Here is a 16,612-nt window from a genome sequence, read left to right as displayed (position 1 = left end):
ACCTGCCAAAGCCAGACTGCCGAACCCGACCGGGATGGCGTTGGCGCTGATTTTCTTGAGAGGAATGCCGCCGCTTGGGTCGGCTTCGCGAGCGCCGAGCAGAATCAGCTCGCCGTAATCCTTCAGGCTGTCGGTCGGGACCATGCCGGAAGGATTGCTGTAATCGATGATCGCATCCGGCAACTTGCAGGACTTGGCGAATACGCACCCGGCACGCACAGACAGCTTCAGGTTTTTTCGCCGCCACTTCCCGGCTGCGCTCGAAAGCCTCCTGCCGCGCCAGCATCGCATCGTAGGCATTTTGCCCGGCTTCGCGCGCGGCCAGTTCGGCGGCCGTCATATACCGCCACGTAACTTGATGTCCGTCGCCCTCCGGTGGGTTTTGCACCCGGGGAATGTCCTTGTACCGCGCCACTGATCGTCCCTTCGTTCACCATCGACAGCCCCTCGAAAGGAGTTGCACGACGTTATCGAAGCGGGGAAAGCGCGGCTGTAGGACGCGTCGCTAAAGACGTGGGGATTGTTCGACGTGGGCGAGGTAATCACGGAGAGCGGGGGGCTGTCTGTTATTCACATTCAGCGTAACCAATCGGCAAAATGATTTTAGAACCAATCTAAAGCAATTTATCCAGCACGAACTGCTTGAACCACGGCGGCTGAGTGTCGGATTTGATTTCGATCAGTTCTCCATCCGTAATTTCAGCTATCTGCGTCAGACCTTCACTGCCTTCATCAGAGTTATCGAAGATATAGGCTCGGTTGGAGGTCAGGATAGCTTCGGATAAAAGCTCTAGAGATCGCCAGTATCGAGCCTCAATCTTTTCAGCAGGAACGTTATGCCCGCCTCGGGAAACGCGGTATGCAACTCTCGCAATATTGATCTGCGGGTCCGCTGTTGCGACGTAATAGACGTAGACCCTATAGCCGGATTTATTCGCTTCAGCGAGAAGGCTGACTTTGTCTGCGGAGGACATGACGGTTTCGAAAGTAAAGCTGATGCGCTCTTTTATCAGCGATCTACGGATGAAGTCGCAGAGTGCTGACGCCACGTACGAGTCGATTTCAGTATTCGAAAAGTTGAGCCGGACTCCGTCAATTGCGAGGTCATCAAGCTTTGCCTGCGAACGAGGCGATTTTTTCAGAAGGGGGTGAGCACGTAGAAAGTCGAACAGCTCGGCTTTGTGTGCTTCGATGCGATAAGAAGTGAAATCAAAATATCCGGTATCTTTGATTGAGCGTTCGATGTCGTCAGGATTTATGTAGTTGCCCAGCAGATGCGCAGGGACAAGTCGATTGAATGTGCTTTTCCCGGATCCGTTCGGTCCCGCAAATATCCGTATTCTCGGTGTGCTCAAGAAGTAACCTGTTTTGATGATTTTTTGATGTGCAGACGCGTTCCGCTTTTCAGATTGCCGTAGGCGCCAATCGACCGCAAAACGATGGAAGTCTTCTCGGTCACTTCAAGCAGCTGACCATCTTTAGCGACAAGCACCGCTGCGCCGTTTGCAAGTGCCATTTTATAGGCGTTGCTGAAGGCCTTTAGAGCGATGTCAGGAATTCGCGACTCCTGAACGGCAATCTGATCGTCAGTCAATGGGCGTTTTTCGGCTTTGCGCGACATGAATGACTCCAAGCTGTGCTGAGTAGATGGCTGTTTGATGCGCAAGATATAGCACATTTGCAAGGCTTGGAGCCAAGCCCCTCGTCTGTTGAGGGGCTATGCCATTGGCCGCAATAAACCTCAGGACGTTTGTATCGTGCCCCTGCGACTCGCCGCCGCCGTCACCGCATAACCAATCAGCGCCGCGAGAATCGAGCCGGTGAGGATACCCATGCGATCCATGCCGGCGTAATCACTCACGCCGGGCTCGAAGGCCAGCGAGCCGACGAACAGGCTCATGGTGAAGCCGATGCCGCAGAGGATTGCCACGCCGAGGATCTGGCCCCAGTTGGCGCCTTGGGGCAGGGCGGCGATGCCGATCTTCACCGCCAGCCAGGTCAGGCCGAACACGCCGATGGTTTTGCCCAGCAGCAGGCCGATGGCGATGCCCATCGGTACGTCGTGGGTGAAGCTTTCGACAGTGACGCCGCTCAGCGACAGGCCGGCATTGGCGAAGGCGAACAGCGGCAGGATGCCGTAGGCGACCCATGGGTGCAGCGCGTGTTCGAGGGTCAGCAGCGGCGATGGCTCGGCGTTTTTCGTGCGTAGCGGAATGCAGAAAGCCAGGGTCACGCCGGCCAATGTGGCGTGGACACCGCTCTTGAGCACGCAGACCCAGAGGATCAGACCGATGATCATGTACGGCCCGAGCTTGACCACGCCGAGCCGGTTCATCGCCACCAGCGCGGCGATGCAGGCCGCCGCCAGGCCCAGCGACAGCGTCGAGAGTTCGCCGGAATAGAAAATCGCGATGATGACGATGGCGCCGAGGTCATCGATGATCGCCAGGGTCATCAGGAACAATTTCAGCGACACCGGCACGCGCTTGCCGAGCAGCGCCAATACGCCGAGGGCGAAAGCGATGTCGGTGGCGGTCGGAATGGCCCAGCCACTGAGGGCGGCGGGGTTGTCGCGGTTGAGGAACCAGTAGATCAGCGCCGGCACCAGCATGCCGCCGATCGCCGCTGCGCCGGGCAGGACGATCTGCGAGGGCTTGGACAACTGGCCGTCGAGCACTTCGCGTTTGACTTCCAGACCGATCAGCAGGAAAAACATCGCCATCAGACCGTCGTTGATCCATAGCAGCAGGGGTTTGGCGATTTTCAACGCGCCGATCTGCGCCACCACCGGGGTGTCGAGCAGGCCGGTGTACAGCCACGACAGCGGTGAGTTGTTGATGATCAGGGCGAGGATGGCTGCGGCGATCAATAACAGACCGCTGGCAGCTTCCAACTGAAAGAAACGCGTGAAAGTGCTACGCAGAGGCAAGGTTGCTCTCCATCGATTGGTGAAAAAGGTGGGCTACCCTAACCCGTACCGTTAGTTGTTAAAACAAAAGTTATATTCTTTTTTGTTATATGTCGTTACAAGCTGTCTGGCTCGAGCAGCACTGAGCCTAGCAGTTGCATGACACATTGAGACTCAGCTGTATCTTTGCCGCTTGCAGGATATTTCCTAAGCTTGCGCAAGACCTTTTTCAGGAGACCCATCTCCCGTCCGATTCAATGAGAAACGAGACCATGAGCGACAACCGACAGTGGGCCCGCGAAGCCATCCGCATCATCGAGGCGGACTTCCAGCGCAGCGCCGACACCCACCTGATCCCTTTGCCGCTGCCCGGTTTTGTCGGCATCGAGTTGTATTTCAAGGACGAATCCAGCCACCCGACCGGCAGCCTCAAGCATCGCCTGGCCCGTTCGCTGTTCCTTTACGCGTTGTGTAACGGCTGGTTGAAACCCGGCGCGCCGGTGATCGAAGCGTCCAGCGGCTCGACGGCGATTTCCGAAGCGTATTTCGCGCGCATGCTCGGTTTGCCGTTTATCGCGGTGATGCCCGCGACCACCTCGAAAGAGAAGATTGCCCAGATTGCCTTCTACGGTGGCCAAAGCCATCTGGTGCAGGATCCGACGCAGATCTATGCCGAATCCGAGCGCTTGGCGCGTGAGCATGGCGGTCACTTCATCGACCAGTTCACCTACGCCGAACGCGCCACCGACTGGCGGGCGAACAACAACATCGCCGAATCGATCTTCCAGCAGATGCGCTACGAAAAGCACCCTGAGCCGACCTGGCTGATTTCCAGCCCCGGCACCGGCGGCACCACCGCGACCCTCGGCCGTTACGTGCGCTATCGCCAGCATTGCACCCGCGTGTTGTGTGCCGATGCCGAGCGTTCGGTGTTCTTCGATTTTTATCAGAGCGGTGATGCCAGCCTGCGTCTGGACTGCGGCTCGCGCATCGAAGGCATTGGCCGGCCACGGGTGGAAGCGTCATTTCTGCCCAAGGTCATCGATGCGATGGTCAAGGTGCCGGACGCCTTGTCGCTGGCCGCCATGCATTATCTGGCGCAGCGTTTGGGGCGGCATGTCGGCGGGTCGAGCGGGACCAATCTGATCGGCGCGCTGATGGCGGCGCAGCAGATGAAAGCGGCGGGGCAGTCGGGGTCGATCGTAGCGATCCTGTGCGATGGCGGCGAGCGGTATGCCGACACGTATTACGATCAGGATTGGCTGCGGGCGCAGGGGTATGAATTGGATGATTTGATTGCAGCGGTGGCGGCGAGTGCCGAGCGCGGAGAGGCGCTGCCGACCTCGGTGCTGCGCGCGAATATCTAAAGCCAAATGCAGACACCACTGTGGGAGCGAGCCTGCTCGCGAAGGCGGAATCACATTCAACAACTTCGTTGAATTACAGACCGCTTTCGCGAGCAAGCTCGCTCCCACAGGGTTTGTGTTGTGTCAGCTTATGGGGGTCAGGCTTCCAGGCCGAGCATATCCCGCGCCACTGCCTCGGCAATGCGAATCCCGTCGACGCCCGCCGAGAGAATTCCGCCGGCATATCCCGCGCCTTCACCGGCCGGGAACAGGCCCTTGACGTTCATGCTCTGCAGCGACTCATTGCGGGTAATGCGCAGCGGCGACGAGGTACGGGTCTCGATCCCGGTCAGGACTGCGTCGTGCAGCGAATAACCGCGAATCTGCTTCTCGAACGCTGGCAAGGCTTCACGGATCGCCTCAATGGCAAAGTCCGGCAGCGCCAGAGCCAGATCGCCCAACGCCACGCCCGGTTTGTACGACGGTTCGACTTCGCCCAGTTCGGTCGACGGCTTGCCGTTGATGAAGTCGCCGACCAATTGCGCCGGGGCCTTGTAATCGCTGCCGCCGAGGATGAAGGCGTGGGACTCGAGGCGTTCCTGCAACTCGATACCGGCGAGGGGGCCGCCCGGGTAGTCGACTTCCGGGGTGATGCCGACAACAATGCCAGAGTTGGCATTGCGCTCGTTACGCGAGTACTGGCTCATGCCGTTGGTGACCACACGATTGGGCTCGGACGTCGCCGCGACCACGGTGCCGCCCGGGCACATGCAGAAGCTGTACACCGAACGGCCATTCCTGGCGTGGTGCACCAGCTTGTAATCGGCAGCGCCGAGTTTCGGGTGGCCGGCGTATTTACCCAGGCGCGCGCGGTCGATCAGCGATTGCGGGTGTTCGATGCGGAAACCCACCGAGAACGGCTTGGCTTCCATGAACACGCCACGGCTGTGGAGCATGCGGAAGGTGTCGCGGGCGCTGTGGCCGAGGGCCAGAACCACGTGTTTCGACTGCAGGGTTTCGCCGCTGGCCAGTTGCACGCCGACCAGTTGACCGTCTTCGATCAGCACGTCGCTGACGCGCTCCTGGAAGCGCACTTCGCCGCCCAGCTCACGGATCTGCTCGCGCATGTTTTCGACCATGCCGGTCAGACGGAACGTACCGATGTGCGGCTTGCTGACGTAGAGGATTTCTTCCGGCGCGCCGGCCTTGACGAACTCGTGCAGGACTTTGCGGCCGAGGAATTTCGGGTCCTTGATCTGGCTATACAGCTTGCCGTCGGAGAACGTCCCCGCCCCACCTTCGCCAAACTGTACGTTGGACTCGGGATTGAGCACGCTTTTACGCCACAGGCCCCAGGTGTCCTTGGTGCGCTGACGGACTTCGGTGCCGCGTTCGAGAATGATCGGTTTGAAGCCCATTTGCGCCAGCAGCAGACCGGCGAAGATACCGCACGGGCCGAAACCGACGACGATCGGGCGCTGGCCGAGATCGCTCGGGGCCTGACCGACGAATTTATAGCTGACATCCGGCGCCACGTTGACGTTACGGTCGTCGGCGAACTTGCCCAACACCCGGGCCTCGTCGCGTACGTTGAGGTCGATGGTGTAGATGAAGCACAGTTCGGAGGACTTTTTGCGCGCGTCATAGCTGCGCTTGAACAAGGTGAAATCGAGCAGATCATCGCTGGCGATGCCCAGGCGCTGCACGATGGCCGCGCGCAGGTCTTCTTCGGGATGGTCGATTGGCAGCTTGAGTTCGGTGATTCGTAACATGGCAGGATCCGGATTCGCGGGGCGCACAACTGCGCCAGGGCGTTTGAAGGCGGCGATTATAAGCCGCCGCGAGCGGATCCGTGGCGGAAAAACGATCAGTCGTTGCGCGCGCCGCCGAAATAGCCGCAGCCGCGCTGCACCTGACCGTCGATACGCAACTCGGCGCTCATGTGTTGCACGCTGCCGGTGCTGCTGTCGAGGCAGCGCTGCGGCGCGACCCACAGTTCGATGCGCTGATTGTTGGCTTCGCTGCTGAGATTGAAGCGGCCGTCGCCCAGTTGCTCTTCCACATAGGGCACGGCCAGCGGGGACTGGCCGTCGCGCTCGATGACCATGCCTTTGCCGCTGACCTTGACGTTCCACTCCGGGCCATGGCCGGCGGCGCGCAGGATCAACAGTTTGAAATTCGGGTCATCGCAGGCTGTGCCCGAGCGTTCGACGCGATACAACTGGCCCAGGTCGAGGCGGTCGCCGGAAACCTTGCCGCGCACATCGGCAAACAACTTGCCCTGCTCGTCGGCCAAGGTGGCGGCCTCTTGCAGGACGCTGGTGCCGCCGATGTCGTTGACCACCAGTTGCCGCTGATCCTGGCACGGCTGGAACACCAGCTTGCCGTCGGCGGCGGTCAGTTGCCCCTGCATCCGCGTCTGCCCGGCATGGGAAACACTTTCACGCTGGCCGTCGAACAACTGGCAGGCGGCAAACAACGGCAGCAGGGCAACGAGGATTAACGGACGGGCAACACGCATCTTTGGCTCTCCAGACAAGTGCTGCCACGTTACGCAGCCTGACCGTTCATCACAAGGGCTTAGCCCACGTGAAATGTCTGACCATTCTGCAGGCCTTCGACACTTTTCGCGTAGGCCAATGCCACGTCCGCTGCGGGAACCGACTTGAAGCCACGGAAGTAGGGCGCGTATTTGCCAAGGGCTTCAGTCAGCACGGTCGGGCTGACCGAGTTCACCCGCAGCCCGCGTGGCAGTTCGATGGCGGCGGCGCGGACGAAGCTGTCGAGGGCGCCGTTGACCAGTGCTGCCGAGGCGCCGCTGCGAATCGGGTCGTGGCTGAGCACGCCGGTGGTGAAGGTGAACGAGGCACCGTCATTGGCGAATTCGCGACCGATCAGCAGCAGGTTGACCTGGCCCATCAGCTTGTCTTTCAGACCGAGGGCGAAGCTGTCTTCGGTCATCTCGTCCAGCGCTGCGAAGGTCACGTTGCCCGCGGCGCAGATCAGCGCATCGAACTTGCCGGTCTGTTCGAACAGCTTGCGGATCGACTCGCTGTCGCTGATATCCACCTGCAAGTCTCCGCTGTTGCGGCCGATGCGAATAACTTCGTGACGCTGCGACAACTCTTTGTCCACCGCCGAACCGATGGTGCCGCCGGCGCCTATCAACAGAATCTTCATCGAGCTGTACCCCAAGTGAATGAATGAGGTTTCAGTCTAGAGTGGTTTTTTCAGCGGATAAGCGCACTAATAGGCAACCTTTGGTTTTCAAATGGAAACAATCCATGAGCGAAATGGATGACCTTGCTGCGTTTGCCGTACTGATCGAGGCCGGCAGTTTCACCCTCGCGGCGCAGCAGTTGGGCTGTAGCAAGGGCCAGTTGTCCAAGCGCATCAGCCAGCTCGAAGCGCAGTTCAGTGTGGTGTTGCTGCAACGCACCACCCGGCGTTTGAGCCTGACGGCGGCGGGGGCCGCGCTGCTGCCGCAGGCGCAGGCACTGGTGGTTCAGGTCGAACGTGCACGGCAGGCGTTGGCGCGCTTGAAGGACGACATGGCCGGCCCCGTGCGCATGACGGTTCCGGTGTCGCTCGGCGAGACGTTCTTCGATGGCCTGTTGCTGGAGTTTTCCGGGCAATACCCCGAAGTGCAGATCGAGCTGGAGCTGAACAACAGTTATCGCGATCTGTCTCGCGACGGTTTTGATCTGGCGATTCGCGCCGAAGTCGCCAATGACGAGCGGCTGGTGGCCAAGCCGCTGTTGGCCTGGCACGAAATGACCTGCGCCAGCCCGGCCTACCTTGAACGTTTCGGCGAACCGCAGACGCCGCAGGCCCTGGCCGAGCATCGTTGCCTGCTCAACAGCCATTACAGCGGGCGCGAAGAATGGCTGTATCACCAGCAGCACGAACTGCTGCGGGTGCGGGTGTCAGGCCCTTTCGCCAGTAACCATTACAGCCTGCTGAAAAAAGCTGCGTTGACCGGCGCCGGCATCGCTCGTTTGCCATCGTATCTGCTGCAAGCGGAACTGGCTGACGGCCGCTTGCGCTGGCTGCTGCGCGATTACCAGACCCGACGGATGCCGATGTATCTGGTGCATCCGTATCAGGGCGGATTGCCGAAACGCACGCAGGTGCTCGCGGATTATCTGATGGGCTGGTTCAAGCGCAGTGGCGAGGCGCTGGATCGACTCCAGCGCTGACACCGAACCTGTGTAGGAGCTGCCGAAGGCTGCGATCTTTTGATTTTTAGAAGCAAGATCAAAAGATCGCAGCCTTCGGCAGCTCCTACAGTTTCAGGTCAGCCTTGGAAACGGCGGGTGATCAGGTGATCAATCGACAACCTGCCCGGCCCCGTCGCCATCAGGTACAGCAACACCGCCGCCCAGGTGCCATGGGTCGGGTAGGCATCCGGATAGACGAACAGTTGAATGGTCAGGGTCATGCCGAGCAATGCCAGCGCCGAAAACCGTGTAGCAAGACCGAGCAGAATCAGTAGCGGGAACACATGCTCGGCAAACGCCGCCATGTGTGCGGCGAATTCCGGCGACAACAGCGGCAAGTCGTATTCGCTCTGAAACAGCGGAATAGTCGAATCGGCCAAACGCGGCCAGCCCAATTCAAACGTCCCGTCAATCAAGTCGATGGCCAGCCCCTCGACCTTGGTTTGCCCGGATTTCCAGAACACGGCAGCAATGGAAAAACGCGCGACCAAAGCAATCAGGCTGTGTGGGATTTTTTCGAACAACGCGATGACGCGCAGGATAAAAGCGTTCATGGCAACTCCTTGTAATTCAGCCGGGTGATGGCGTTGTGCGCAATCAACACTGCGAGGATTTGGGCGAGATCGAACGGCGGGCTGTTTTCTGCCGCCGCGAGCAATGGCGAGCCCTCGAGCAAATGACGAATAAACACGCTCGCACCCGGTTCAAGAGCAAACACCTCAACGTCGAGACCGTTGCGCAGCACCAAGGCATGCTGGCCTTGATTGAGGCCAATGCCCGCCAGACTTGACTCCTGCTGATGCGCAGCCCAGATCGCCACCACCGCAAAAGCGGAGTCGAGCAGGTGCAGCGAGGGATGCAGTTCGAAACACAGCTCACTCAGCGACTGCGGATCGGCCAGCGCGGCACTGACTTGTTCAGACCGGATCGGCTGCGCATCAGCGGCGTGGTAGGCGACAGTACGCAAGTGCTCGAGTCGCGCGACATCAGCGACATAAGGCACGCCGGCGATGGGTTCAAACTCTGCGATGAAGTCGGCGAAGTTCTCGCCATAGCGGCTCAGCAACGGACTTTTTGGCGGCTGACTGCGTACGAAAATCGCTGCCATCGCGCGAAAGAATTCCTCACCGACCAATTGCTGCACCACCGGATAACTGTCGGCCAGGGCATTGATCAGCGAGCTCTGCACATTGTTGCGATAGACCGCGAAACGCCGCGACGGATCGGCGCCGTTGCGGCTGCCCAGGCCCTTGGGGCAGGGCAGGTGCACATCGAGCAGGGCGGCGGCGAAGTCCGCTTGCGTGCTCATGCCGCACGCTCCGCTCGACGCAATAGCGTCTCGGCTTGCTGCGCTTCGGCGAGCAACACGTCGAAGGCCGGCACTTGATTGTCGCGTTCGATCAGCGTCGCCACCGGGCCGATACGTTGCAGCACTTGCCGGTACAGATCCCAGACGGCCTGATCAATCGGCGCGCCGTGATCGTCAATCAGCAAGCGATCGCCGAGGTTGTCGCAATCTTCAGCGAAGCCGGCCAGATGAATTTCGCCGACTGCGTGCAGCGGTAACGCATCGAGATAGGCCAGTGGATCGCGTTGATGATTGACGCACGACACGAAGACATTGTTGACGTCGAGCAACAAGCCGCAGCCGCTGCGCCTGATCACTTCGGCGATGAACTCGGCTTCGTCGATCGTCGAATGCACAAACGTCAGATAAGTCGCCGGATTCTCCAGCAGCATCGGTCGTTTCAGGGTGTTCTGCACTTGGTCGATGTGCGCGCAGACGCGGTTCAGCGTCGGCGTGTCGTAGGCCAGTGGCAGCAGATCATTGAGGAACACCGGGCCGTGGCTCGACCAGGCCAGATGTTCGGAAAAGGCTTGTGGCTGATAGCGCTCGATCAGCTCGGCAAGGCGTTTGAGGTGCTGGCGGTCCAGCGGGCCTTCGCCACCGATCGACAGTCCCACACCATGCAATGACAGTGGGTACTGCTCACGAATCAAACCAAGAAAATGATGAAACGGGCCGCCGGCCACCATGTAGTTTTCGGCGTGGACTTCGAAGAAACCGAGGTCCGGTTCGCAGCCGAGCACTTCGAGGAAGTGCCCGGTCTTGAGCCCCAGCCCGGCGCGGGCAGGGAGCTCGGTGCGAGCTGCCTGAGTGCGCGGCAGGGACGGTTCGTGATGACTGAACATGGGCGTCACTCAGGCAGGCCGTGGATCAGGACTTGGCTTTGAAGGCTTCGAGCTGACCGAAACCGGTCGGCGAGGTTTTGCTCTCGGTGGTGGCGCAGGTGCCCTTCGGAACGAGCTTCCAGGCGTTGGCCTGATAGTCCATTTTCGCCGTGCCGGCGCAGGTGGTCCCGGCACCTGCAGCGCAATCATTCTTGCCCTTGAGGGCCACACCGAAGCATTTTTCCATGTTGGCATCGGCGGCCTGGGCGGTGGAGACAGTGGCGATGCTCAGAGCGGAACCGAGGGCCAGAACCAGGGCGGTGGCGGACAGGGTGCGGGTGGTTGCAGTCATGATGTTTCTCCAGATTTATCAGGGTTTTTGCAAGCGGTTTGCGCTTGCTTGTCCCTCTAGAGAACGGGTGGGGGGATGCGTTACACGCGGGGCGAGAAATTTATAAAAAAATTCGGATTCAGCTGTATCCCTGTGGGAGCGAGCCTGCTCGCGAAGGCGGTATGTCAGGCACCCATAATGTTGAATGACAGACCGATTTCGCGAGCAAGCTCGCTCCCACAGGGTTAGCTTGGTGATACTCAGGAAATAAAAAAAACGGCCCGAAGGCCGTTTTTTTGTCCAGCGATAACACTCAACCGCCGAGGTACGCCTCGCGTACTTTCGGGTCGGTCAGCAGCGCTTCACCGGTGCCTTGCATGACCACGCGGCCGTTCTCCAGAACGTAGGCGCGGTCGGCGATTTTCAGCGCCTGGTTGGCGTTCTGCTCGACCAGGAACACCGTCACCCCGTCCTTGCGCAGCTGTTCGATGATGTCGAAGATCTGCTGGATGATGATAGGCGCCAGGCCCAGCGACGGCTCGTCGAGCAGCAGCAGCTTGGGCTTGCTCATCAGTGCACGGCCGATGGCGAGCATCTGCTGTTCACCCCCGGACATGGTGCCCCCGCGCTGGTTGAAACGCTCTTTCAGGCGTGGGAAAAGTCCGAGAACCTTGTCCATCTGTTCCTGATAGTCGCCCTTGTCGGTGAAGAATCCGCCCATGGACAGGTTTTCTTCCACGGTCAGACGGGCAAACACCCGACGACCTTCCGGGACCACGGCGATGCTCTTGCGCATGATTTGCGACGAGTCCTGGCCGACCAGTTCCTCACCCATATAGCGGATGCTGCCGCTGTGCGCCTGCGGCGAACCGCACAGCGTCATCAGCAGCGTGGATTTGCCGGCACCGTTGGCGCCGATCAGCGTCACGATTTCGCCCTGACGGACTTCGACGTTGACGCTGTGCAGGGCCTGGATCTTGCCGTAGAAGGTGGAAACGTTTTCGAACTGCAGCATTTACGCTTCCCCCAGGTAGGCTTTGATCACTTCAGGATTGTCGCGGATCTGCTCCGGCGTGCCGTCGGCCAGCGGTGTGCCCTGATTGATCACGACGATGTGGTCAGAGATGCTCATGACCAGCTTCATGTCGTGTTCGATCAACAGCACGGTGACGTTGTGCTCTTCGCGCAACACACCGATCAGCGCCTTGAGGTCTTCGGTTTCCTTCGGGTTCAGGCCGGCGGCCGGTTCGTCGAGCATGAGGATCCGCGGGCGGGTCATCATGCAGCGGGCGATTTCCAGGCGTCGTTGCTGGCCGTAGGCGAGGGTGCCGGCGGTGCGGTTGGCGAACTCTTTGAGGTTGACCTTTTCCAGCCAGTACTCGGCAAACTCCATGGCCTCGCGCTCGCTTTTGCGGAACGCCGGGGTCTTGAACAGGCCGGACAGGAAGTTGGTGTTCAAGTGACGGTGCTGGGCGATCAACAGGTTCTCGACCGCGGTCATGTCCTTGAACAAACGCACGTTCTGGAAGGTACGCACCACGCCTTTGAGGGCGATCTTGTGGCCCGGCAGGCCCTGGATGGGCTCGCCGTCAAGCAGGATGCTGCCGCCGGTAGGCTGATAGAAACCGGTCAGGCAGTTGAACACGGTGGTCTTGCCGGCGCCGTTCGGCCCGATCAGGGCAACCACCTGTTTTTCCTTGACGGTCAGCGCCACGCCGTTGACCGCCAGCAAGCCGCCGAAGCGCATGCTCAGATTTTCGACTTTAAGGATCTCGCGGCTCATTTGCGCAACTCCATGTGTGGGCGTTGCATCGGCAGCAGACCTTGTGGACGCCAGATCATCATCAGCACCATCAGCGCACCGAACATCAACATGCGGTACTCGCTGAACTCACGCATCATTTCCGGCAACAGGATCATCACGATCGCCGCCAGAATCACACCCAGTTGCGAGCCCATGCCGCCTAACACGACGATGGCAAGAATGATCGCCGACTCGATGAAGGTGAACGACTCCGGGGTCACCAGACCCTGACGCGCGGCGAAGAAGCTGCCGGCGAAACCGGCGAACGCAGCGCCCAGGGTGAACGCGGAGAGCTTGATCACGGTCGGGTTGAGGCCCAACGCGCGGCAGGCGATTTCGTCTTCACGCAGCGCTTCCCACGCACGGCCGATCGGCATGCGCAGCAGACGGTTGATCACGAACAACGCGGCCAGTGCCAGCAACAGCGCAACCAGGTAGAGAAAGATCACCTTGTTGATCGAGTTGTATTGCAGGCCGAAATATTCGTGGAACGTCTGCAGGCCTTCGGCGGCCTTGCGCTCGAAGGTCAGGCCGAAGAACGTCGGTTTCTCGATGTTGCTGATGCCGTTCGGGCCACCGGTGATATCGGTCAGGTTACGCAGGAACAGACGGATGATTTCGCCGAAGCCGAGTGTCACGATCGCCAGATAGTCACCGCGCAAACGCAGCACCGGGAAGCCCAGCAGGAAGCCGAATGTCGCCGCCATCAGGCCGGCAATCGGCAGGCAGATCCAGAAACTCAGCCCGTAGTAGTGCGACAGCAGCGCGTAGCTGTAGGCGCCGACGGCGTAGAAACCGACGTAACCGAGGTCGAGGAGACCGGCCAGACCGACGACGATGTTCAGGCCCAGGCCGAGCATCACGTAGATCAGGATCAGCGTTGCGATATCCACCGCGCCACGGGAACCGAAGAACGGCCAGACCAGGGCGATCAGAATCAGCGCAATGATGAAATAGCGCTGGGTAGTCGGCAGGGTCAGGAAGTTGCTGGCCTTGGCCGGGATCAGCGGCATGCCCGGCGAGGAGCGCCAGGCCTTGCTGATCTGCTGGTTGAACAGCACGCGCAGGAACATCAGCACCGAGCAGATCGCGATGGTCGCGAGGATGGCCGGGCTGGTGTTGTGCACTTCCAGATTGATGCCGACGATGGTCAGTTTCAGACCCAGTACCGGATAGGCCACCGCCCACACCAGCAAGGCACTGAACAGTGCCTGTTTAAGATTCCTAGTCATACTTTCTCAACCTCCGGACGGCCTAGAATGCCGGTCGGACGGAACAACAGCACCAGAACCAGCAGGCCGAACGCGACGACGTCCTTGTACTGGTCGCCGAAGATATCGGCACCGAACGCTTCCGCTACACCCAGCACCAGACCGCCGAGCATGGCCCCGGGGATGCTGCCGATGCCGCCCAGTACCGCAGCGGTGAAGGCCTTGAGGCCGACGAGGAAGCCGGCGTTCGGGTTGATCACGCCGTATTGCATGCTCAGCAGCACTGCTGCAACAGCTGCCAGTGCAGCACCGATGACGAAGGTCAGGGCGATGATGTTGTTGGTGTTGATGCCGAGCAGGTTGGCCATCTTGATGTCCTCGGCACAGGCACGGCAGGCGCGGCCCAGGCGGGAACGGGAGATGAACAGGGTCAGGCCGAGCATGGCGATCAGGGTAACGACGAACACCACGATCTGCATGTAGGAAATCAGCACTTCTTGTGCGCCACCCGGACCGAAGGCGAAGTTGCCCGGGATCAGGTTGGGGATAGCTTTGTCCTTGGAGTCTTGCGCCAGCAGAACGGTGTTCTGCAGGAAGATCGACATACCGATGGCGGAAATCAGCGGGATCAGACGGTTGCTGCCGCGCAGGGGGCGGTAGGCGATCCGTTCGATGCTGTAACCGTAGGAACTGGTGACGACGATGCTGGCGATGAACGCCGCGGTCATCAACAGCGGGACACTGTCGAGTCCCATCATGGTCAGCCCGGCAATGGCGATGAACGCCACGTAGGAACCGATCATGTACACCTCGCCGTGGGCGAAGTTGATCATTCCAATGATGCCGTAAACCATCGTGTAGCCGATGGCGATCAGGGCATACATGCTGCCAACGTTGAGGCCGTTAACCAGCTGTTGGAAGAAGTGATAGAGGTCAGGCATTACAGCGCTCCTAAAAACCTGTACGCATTTCACTGGTGGAGTCATTTTCCCGCCCGGCCCCGTGGATCTCTATCCACTTCGAATCCGGGTTTTGCCAGCGAACCGCTGATGACGGTTTTGAGATTTTCAGGTGGGCAGACTGGCGGATCACGCCAGCGCGGCCCTTACATTCGCAAAACAAAGCCCACGGCACGCCGTGGGCTTTATTGGCAGTCAGTCGGGCAAGGCCTTACTGAGGCGAAACTTCGGTTTTAGGTTTGCCGTTGTGCCACTCGTACACGACAAATTTGAAGTCCTTCAGGTCGCCCTTGTCGTCGAAGCTCAGGTCACCGGTCGGGGTCTTGAACGAACCGGCGTGGATGGCTTCAGCCACTTTGGTCGCGTCTTCGGACTTGGCCGCCTTGATGCCTTCGGCAATCACGGTCACCGCCGAGTAGGACGGGAACACGAACGGACCGCTCGGATCTTCTTTCTTGGCTTTGAAGGCGTCAGCCAGAGCAACGTTGGCCGGATCCTGGTCGAAGGATTTCGGCAGGGTCACCAGCAGACCTTCGGACGCGTCCTTGGCGATCTGGGTGATCGAGTCGTTACCCACGCCTTCCGGACCCATGAAGCGGGCTTTCAGGCCTTTTTCCTGAGCCTGACGCAGGATCAGACCCAGCTCCGGGTGGTAGCCGCCGTAGTAGACGAAGTCGACACCGGCTTGCTTGAGCTTGGCGATGATTGCAGAGAAGTCCTTGTCGCCAGCGTTGACGCCTTCGAAGACGGCAACCTTGGTGCCTTTCTTCTCGAGGGTCGATTTGACGGCGGTGGCGATGCCTTCACCGTACTGCTGTTTGTCGTGCAGCACGCCAACCACTTTCGGTTTGACGTGATCGGCGATGTAGTTGCCGGCGGCAGGGCCCTGGGCGCTGTCGAGACCGATGGTGCGGAAGATCATTTTGTAGCCACGGGCGGTGATGTCCGGGCTGGTGGCAGCCGGGGTGATCATGATCACGCCTTCGTCTTCGTAGATGTCCGAAGCTGGCTGGGTGGAGCTGGAGCACAGGTGACCGACGACGAACTTGACGCCGTCGTTGACGACTTTGTTCGCTACCGCTACCGCTTGTTTCGGATCGCAGGCATCGTCGTATTCAACGGCTTGCAGTTGCTTGCCGTCGACGCCGCCCTTGGCGTTGATCTGCTCGATGGCCATTTTTGCGCCACTGAACTGCATGTCGCCGTACTGGGCTACTGGACCGGTCTTGGGGCCGGCGATACCGATTTTAATGGTGTCAGCTGCGAACGAATGGCTGGCAACCCCGGCCAGAACCATAGCGGCAAACAGTTTGGAAATCTGCTTAGTAGCCTTAGTCATAGTGCTCCACTCTTACTGTTGTATTTTTTAGAGTTCTGGCGCCGTAGCAGCAGAACCGGGTCAGATATCTTTGCGATACCCTCCGGAAAATGCCCCGGCAACTGTACCGGTACAGTGTAGAGCGCCGCTTGATCAACTGGGAAGCAGGCGCCACGGGGCAAAACTTGAGGGTGTCGCATTTTTGAATGAAAGAGACAGAATTGCGGCGGGGCAATCGGGGGCATATATCCCAAAAGGCAGCATTCCCTGGCCTTCCTGCTTTTTTCGTTCGGTGAAGCCATTTGCAACCGGGTTTTTCTGACGGACCACCGACGTTATCATT

17 protein-coding genes are annotated in these 16,612 nt (G+C 59.7%); 2 read left to right on the top strand and 15 right to left on the bottom strand.

What is annotated here, in order from left to right; translation table 11 throughout:
* Positions 1-614: 614 nt before the first annotated feature.
* From AC0Z4S_RS10965 to nhaA, 3 genes are all read right to left on the bottom strand, one after another.
* Positions 615-1,355, bottom strand: a complete 741-nt coding sequence (locus tag AC0Z4S_RS10965) for an ATPase (protein ID WP_485622990.1) — start codon at positions 1,353-1,355, stop codon at positions 615-617.
* Positions 1,352-1,621, bottom strand: a complete 270-nt coding sequence (locus tag AC0Z4S_RS10960) for a hypothetical protein (protein ID WP_329516208.1) — start codon at positions 1,619-1,621, stop codon at positions 1,352-1,354. The genes AC0Z4S_RS10965 and AC0Z4S_RS10960 overlap by 4 nt, the downstream gene beginning before the upstream one ends.
* 120 nt (positions 1,622-1,741) lie before the next feature.
* A complete protein-coding gene (gene nhaA / locus AC0Z4S_RS10955) occupies positions 1,742-2,929 on the bottom strand; it encodes a Na+/H+ antiporter NhaA (protein WP_485622989.1) in 1,188 nt (395 codons plus the stop codon).
* Between the two features lie 251 nt (positions 2,930-3,180).
* Here nhaA and AC0Z4S_RS10950 point away from each other — a divergent pair, with 251 nt between their 5' ends.
* Positions 3,181-4,275: a PLP-dependent cysteine synthase family protein gene (locus AC0Z4S_RS10950; RefSeq protein WP_485622988.1), complete on the top strand. Its 1,095-nt coding sequence runs from the start codon at positions 3,181-3,183 to the stop codon at positions 4,273-4,275.
* 137 nt (positions 4,276-4,412) lie between these two features.
* Here the strand turns inward: AC0Z4S_RS10950 and AC0Z4S_RS10945 are convergent, their stop codons facing one another.
* The 3 genes from AC0Z4S_RS10945 to AC0Z4S_RS10935 all read right to left on the bottom strand — a co-directional run bounded on the left by AC0Z4S_RS10945 (position 4,413) and on the right by AC0Z4S_RS10935 (position 7,434).
* Positions 4,413-6,026: an NAD(P)/FAD-dependent oxidoreductase gene (locus tag AC0Z4S_RS10945; RefSeq protein ID WP_485622987.1), complete on the bottom strand. Its 1,614-nt coding sequence runs from the start codon at positions 6,024-6,026 to the stop codon at positions 4,413-4,415.
* Between the two features lie 95 nt (positions 6,027-6,121).
* Positions 6,122-6,775 (bottom strand): COG3650 family protein, encoded by a 654-nt coding sequence (locus tag AC0Z4S_RS10940; protein WP_471877263.1) that lies wholly within the window; start codon positions 6,773-6,775, stop codon positions 6,122-6,124.
* Positions 6,776-6,834: 59 nt separating this feature from the next.
* Positions 6,835-7,434: a short chain dehydrogenase gene (locus AC0Z4S_RS10935; protein ID WP_485622985.1), complete on the bottom strand. Its 600-nt coding sequence runs from the start codon at positions 7,432-7,434 to the stop codon at positions 6,835-6,837.
* Positions 7,435-7,538: 104 nt separating this feature from the next.
* Between AC0Z4S_RS10935 and AC0Z4S_RS10930 the strand changes: the two genes are divergently transcribed.
* The gene (locus tag AC0Z4S_RS10930) at positions 7,539-8,453 is read left to right on the top strand and encodes a LysR family transcriptional regulator (RefSeq protein WP_485622984.1); all 915 of its coding nucleotides are present in this window, start codon (positions 7,539-7,541) and stop codon (positions 8,451-8,453) included.
* A gap of 98 nt (positions 8,454-8,551) precedes the next feature.
* Here the strand turns inward: AC0Z4S_RS10930 and AC0Z4S_RS10925 are convergent, their stop codons facing one another.
* The 9 genes from AC0Z4S_RS10925 to AC0Z4S_RS10885 form a co-directional block, all read right to left on the bottom strand.
* The gene (locus AC0Z4S_RS10925; RefSeq protein ID WP_485622983.1) at positions 8,552-9,028 is read right to left on the bottom strand and encodes a DoxX family protein; all 477 of its coding nucleotides are present in this window, start codon (positions 9,026-9,028) and stop codon (positions 8,552-8,554) included.
* Complete coding sequence (locus tag AC0Z4S_RS10920) at positions 9,025-9,783, bottom strand: HvfC/BufC N-terminal domain-containing protein (protein ID WP_485622981.1); 759 nt, start codon at positions 9,781-9,783, stop codon at positions 9,025-9,027. Before AC0Z4S_RS10920 ends, AC0Z4S_RS10925 begins: the two co-directional genes overlap by 4 nt.
* On the bottom strand, positions 9,780-10,667 hold the full coding sequence (gene bufB / locus AC0Z4S_RS10915; protein ID WP_485622980.1) for an MNIO family bufferin maturase: 888 nt from the start codon (positions 10,665-10,667) through the stop codon (positions 9,780-9,782). Before bufB ends, AC0Z4S_RS10920 begins: the two co-directional genes overlap by 4 nt.
* A 25-nt stretch (positions 10,668-10,692) precedes the next feature.
* Positions 10,693-10,998: a BufA1 family periplasmic bufferin-type metallophore gene (locus AC0Z4S_RS10910; protein ID WP_041478029.1), complete on the bottom strand. Its 306-nt coding sequence runs from the start codon at positions 10,996-10,998 to the stop codon at positions 10,693-10,695.
* Between the two features lie 292 nt (positions 10,999-11,290).
* Positions 11,291-11,992: an ABC transporter ATP-binding protein gene (locus AC0Z4S_RS10905; protein WP_003222380.1), complete on the bottom strand. Its 702-nt coding sequence runs from the start codon at positions 11,990-11,992 to the stop codon at positions 11,291-11,293.
* Complete coding sequence (gene livG / locus AC0Z4S_RS10900) at positions 11,993-12,760, bottom strand: high-affinity branched-chain amino acid ABC transporter ATP-binding protein LivG (protein ID WP_016771357.1); 768 nt, start codon at positions 12,758-12,760, stop codon at positions 11,993-11,995.
* Entirely contained in the window at positions 12,757-14,013 is a 1,257-nt protein-coding gene (locus AC0Z4S_RS10895; RefSeq protein WP_039762648.1) for a high-affinity branched-chain amino acid ABC transporter permease LivM, read from the bottom strand. The genes livG and AC0Z4S_RS10895 overlap by 4 nt, the downstream gene beginning before the upstream one ends.
* On the bottom strand, positions 14,010-14,933 hold the full coding sequence (gene livH, locus AC0Z4S_RS10890) for a high-affinity branched-chain amino acid ABC transporter permease LivH (protein WP_016771355.1): 924 nt from the start codon (positions 14,931-14,933) through the stop codon (positions 14,010-14,012). The genes AC0Z4S_RS10895 and livH overlap by 4 nt, the downstream gene beginning before the upstream one ends.
* Positions 14,934-15,162: 229 nt before the next feature.
* On the bottom strand, positions 15,163-16,290 hold the full coding sequence (locus AC0Z4S_RS10885) for a branched-chain amino acid ABC transporter substrate-binding protein (RefSeq protein WP_101158403.1): 1,128 nt from the start codon (positions 16,288-16,290) through the stop codon (positions 15,163-15,165).
* Between the last annotated feature and the right edge of the window lie 322 nt (positions 16,291-16,612).

The sequence above is a fragment of the Pseudomonas sp. 1L-B-1-E-C1 genome (assembly GCF_057291835.1).
The sequence above is the reverse complement of the archived record's forward strand: the minus strand, read 5'-3'. Positions and strand labels throughout refer to the sequence as shown.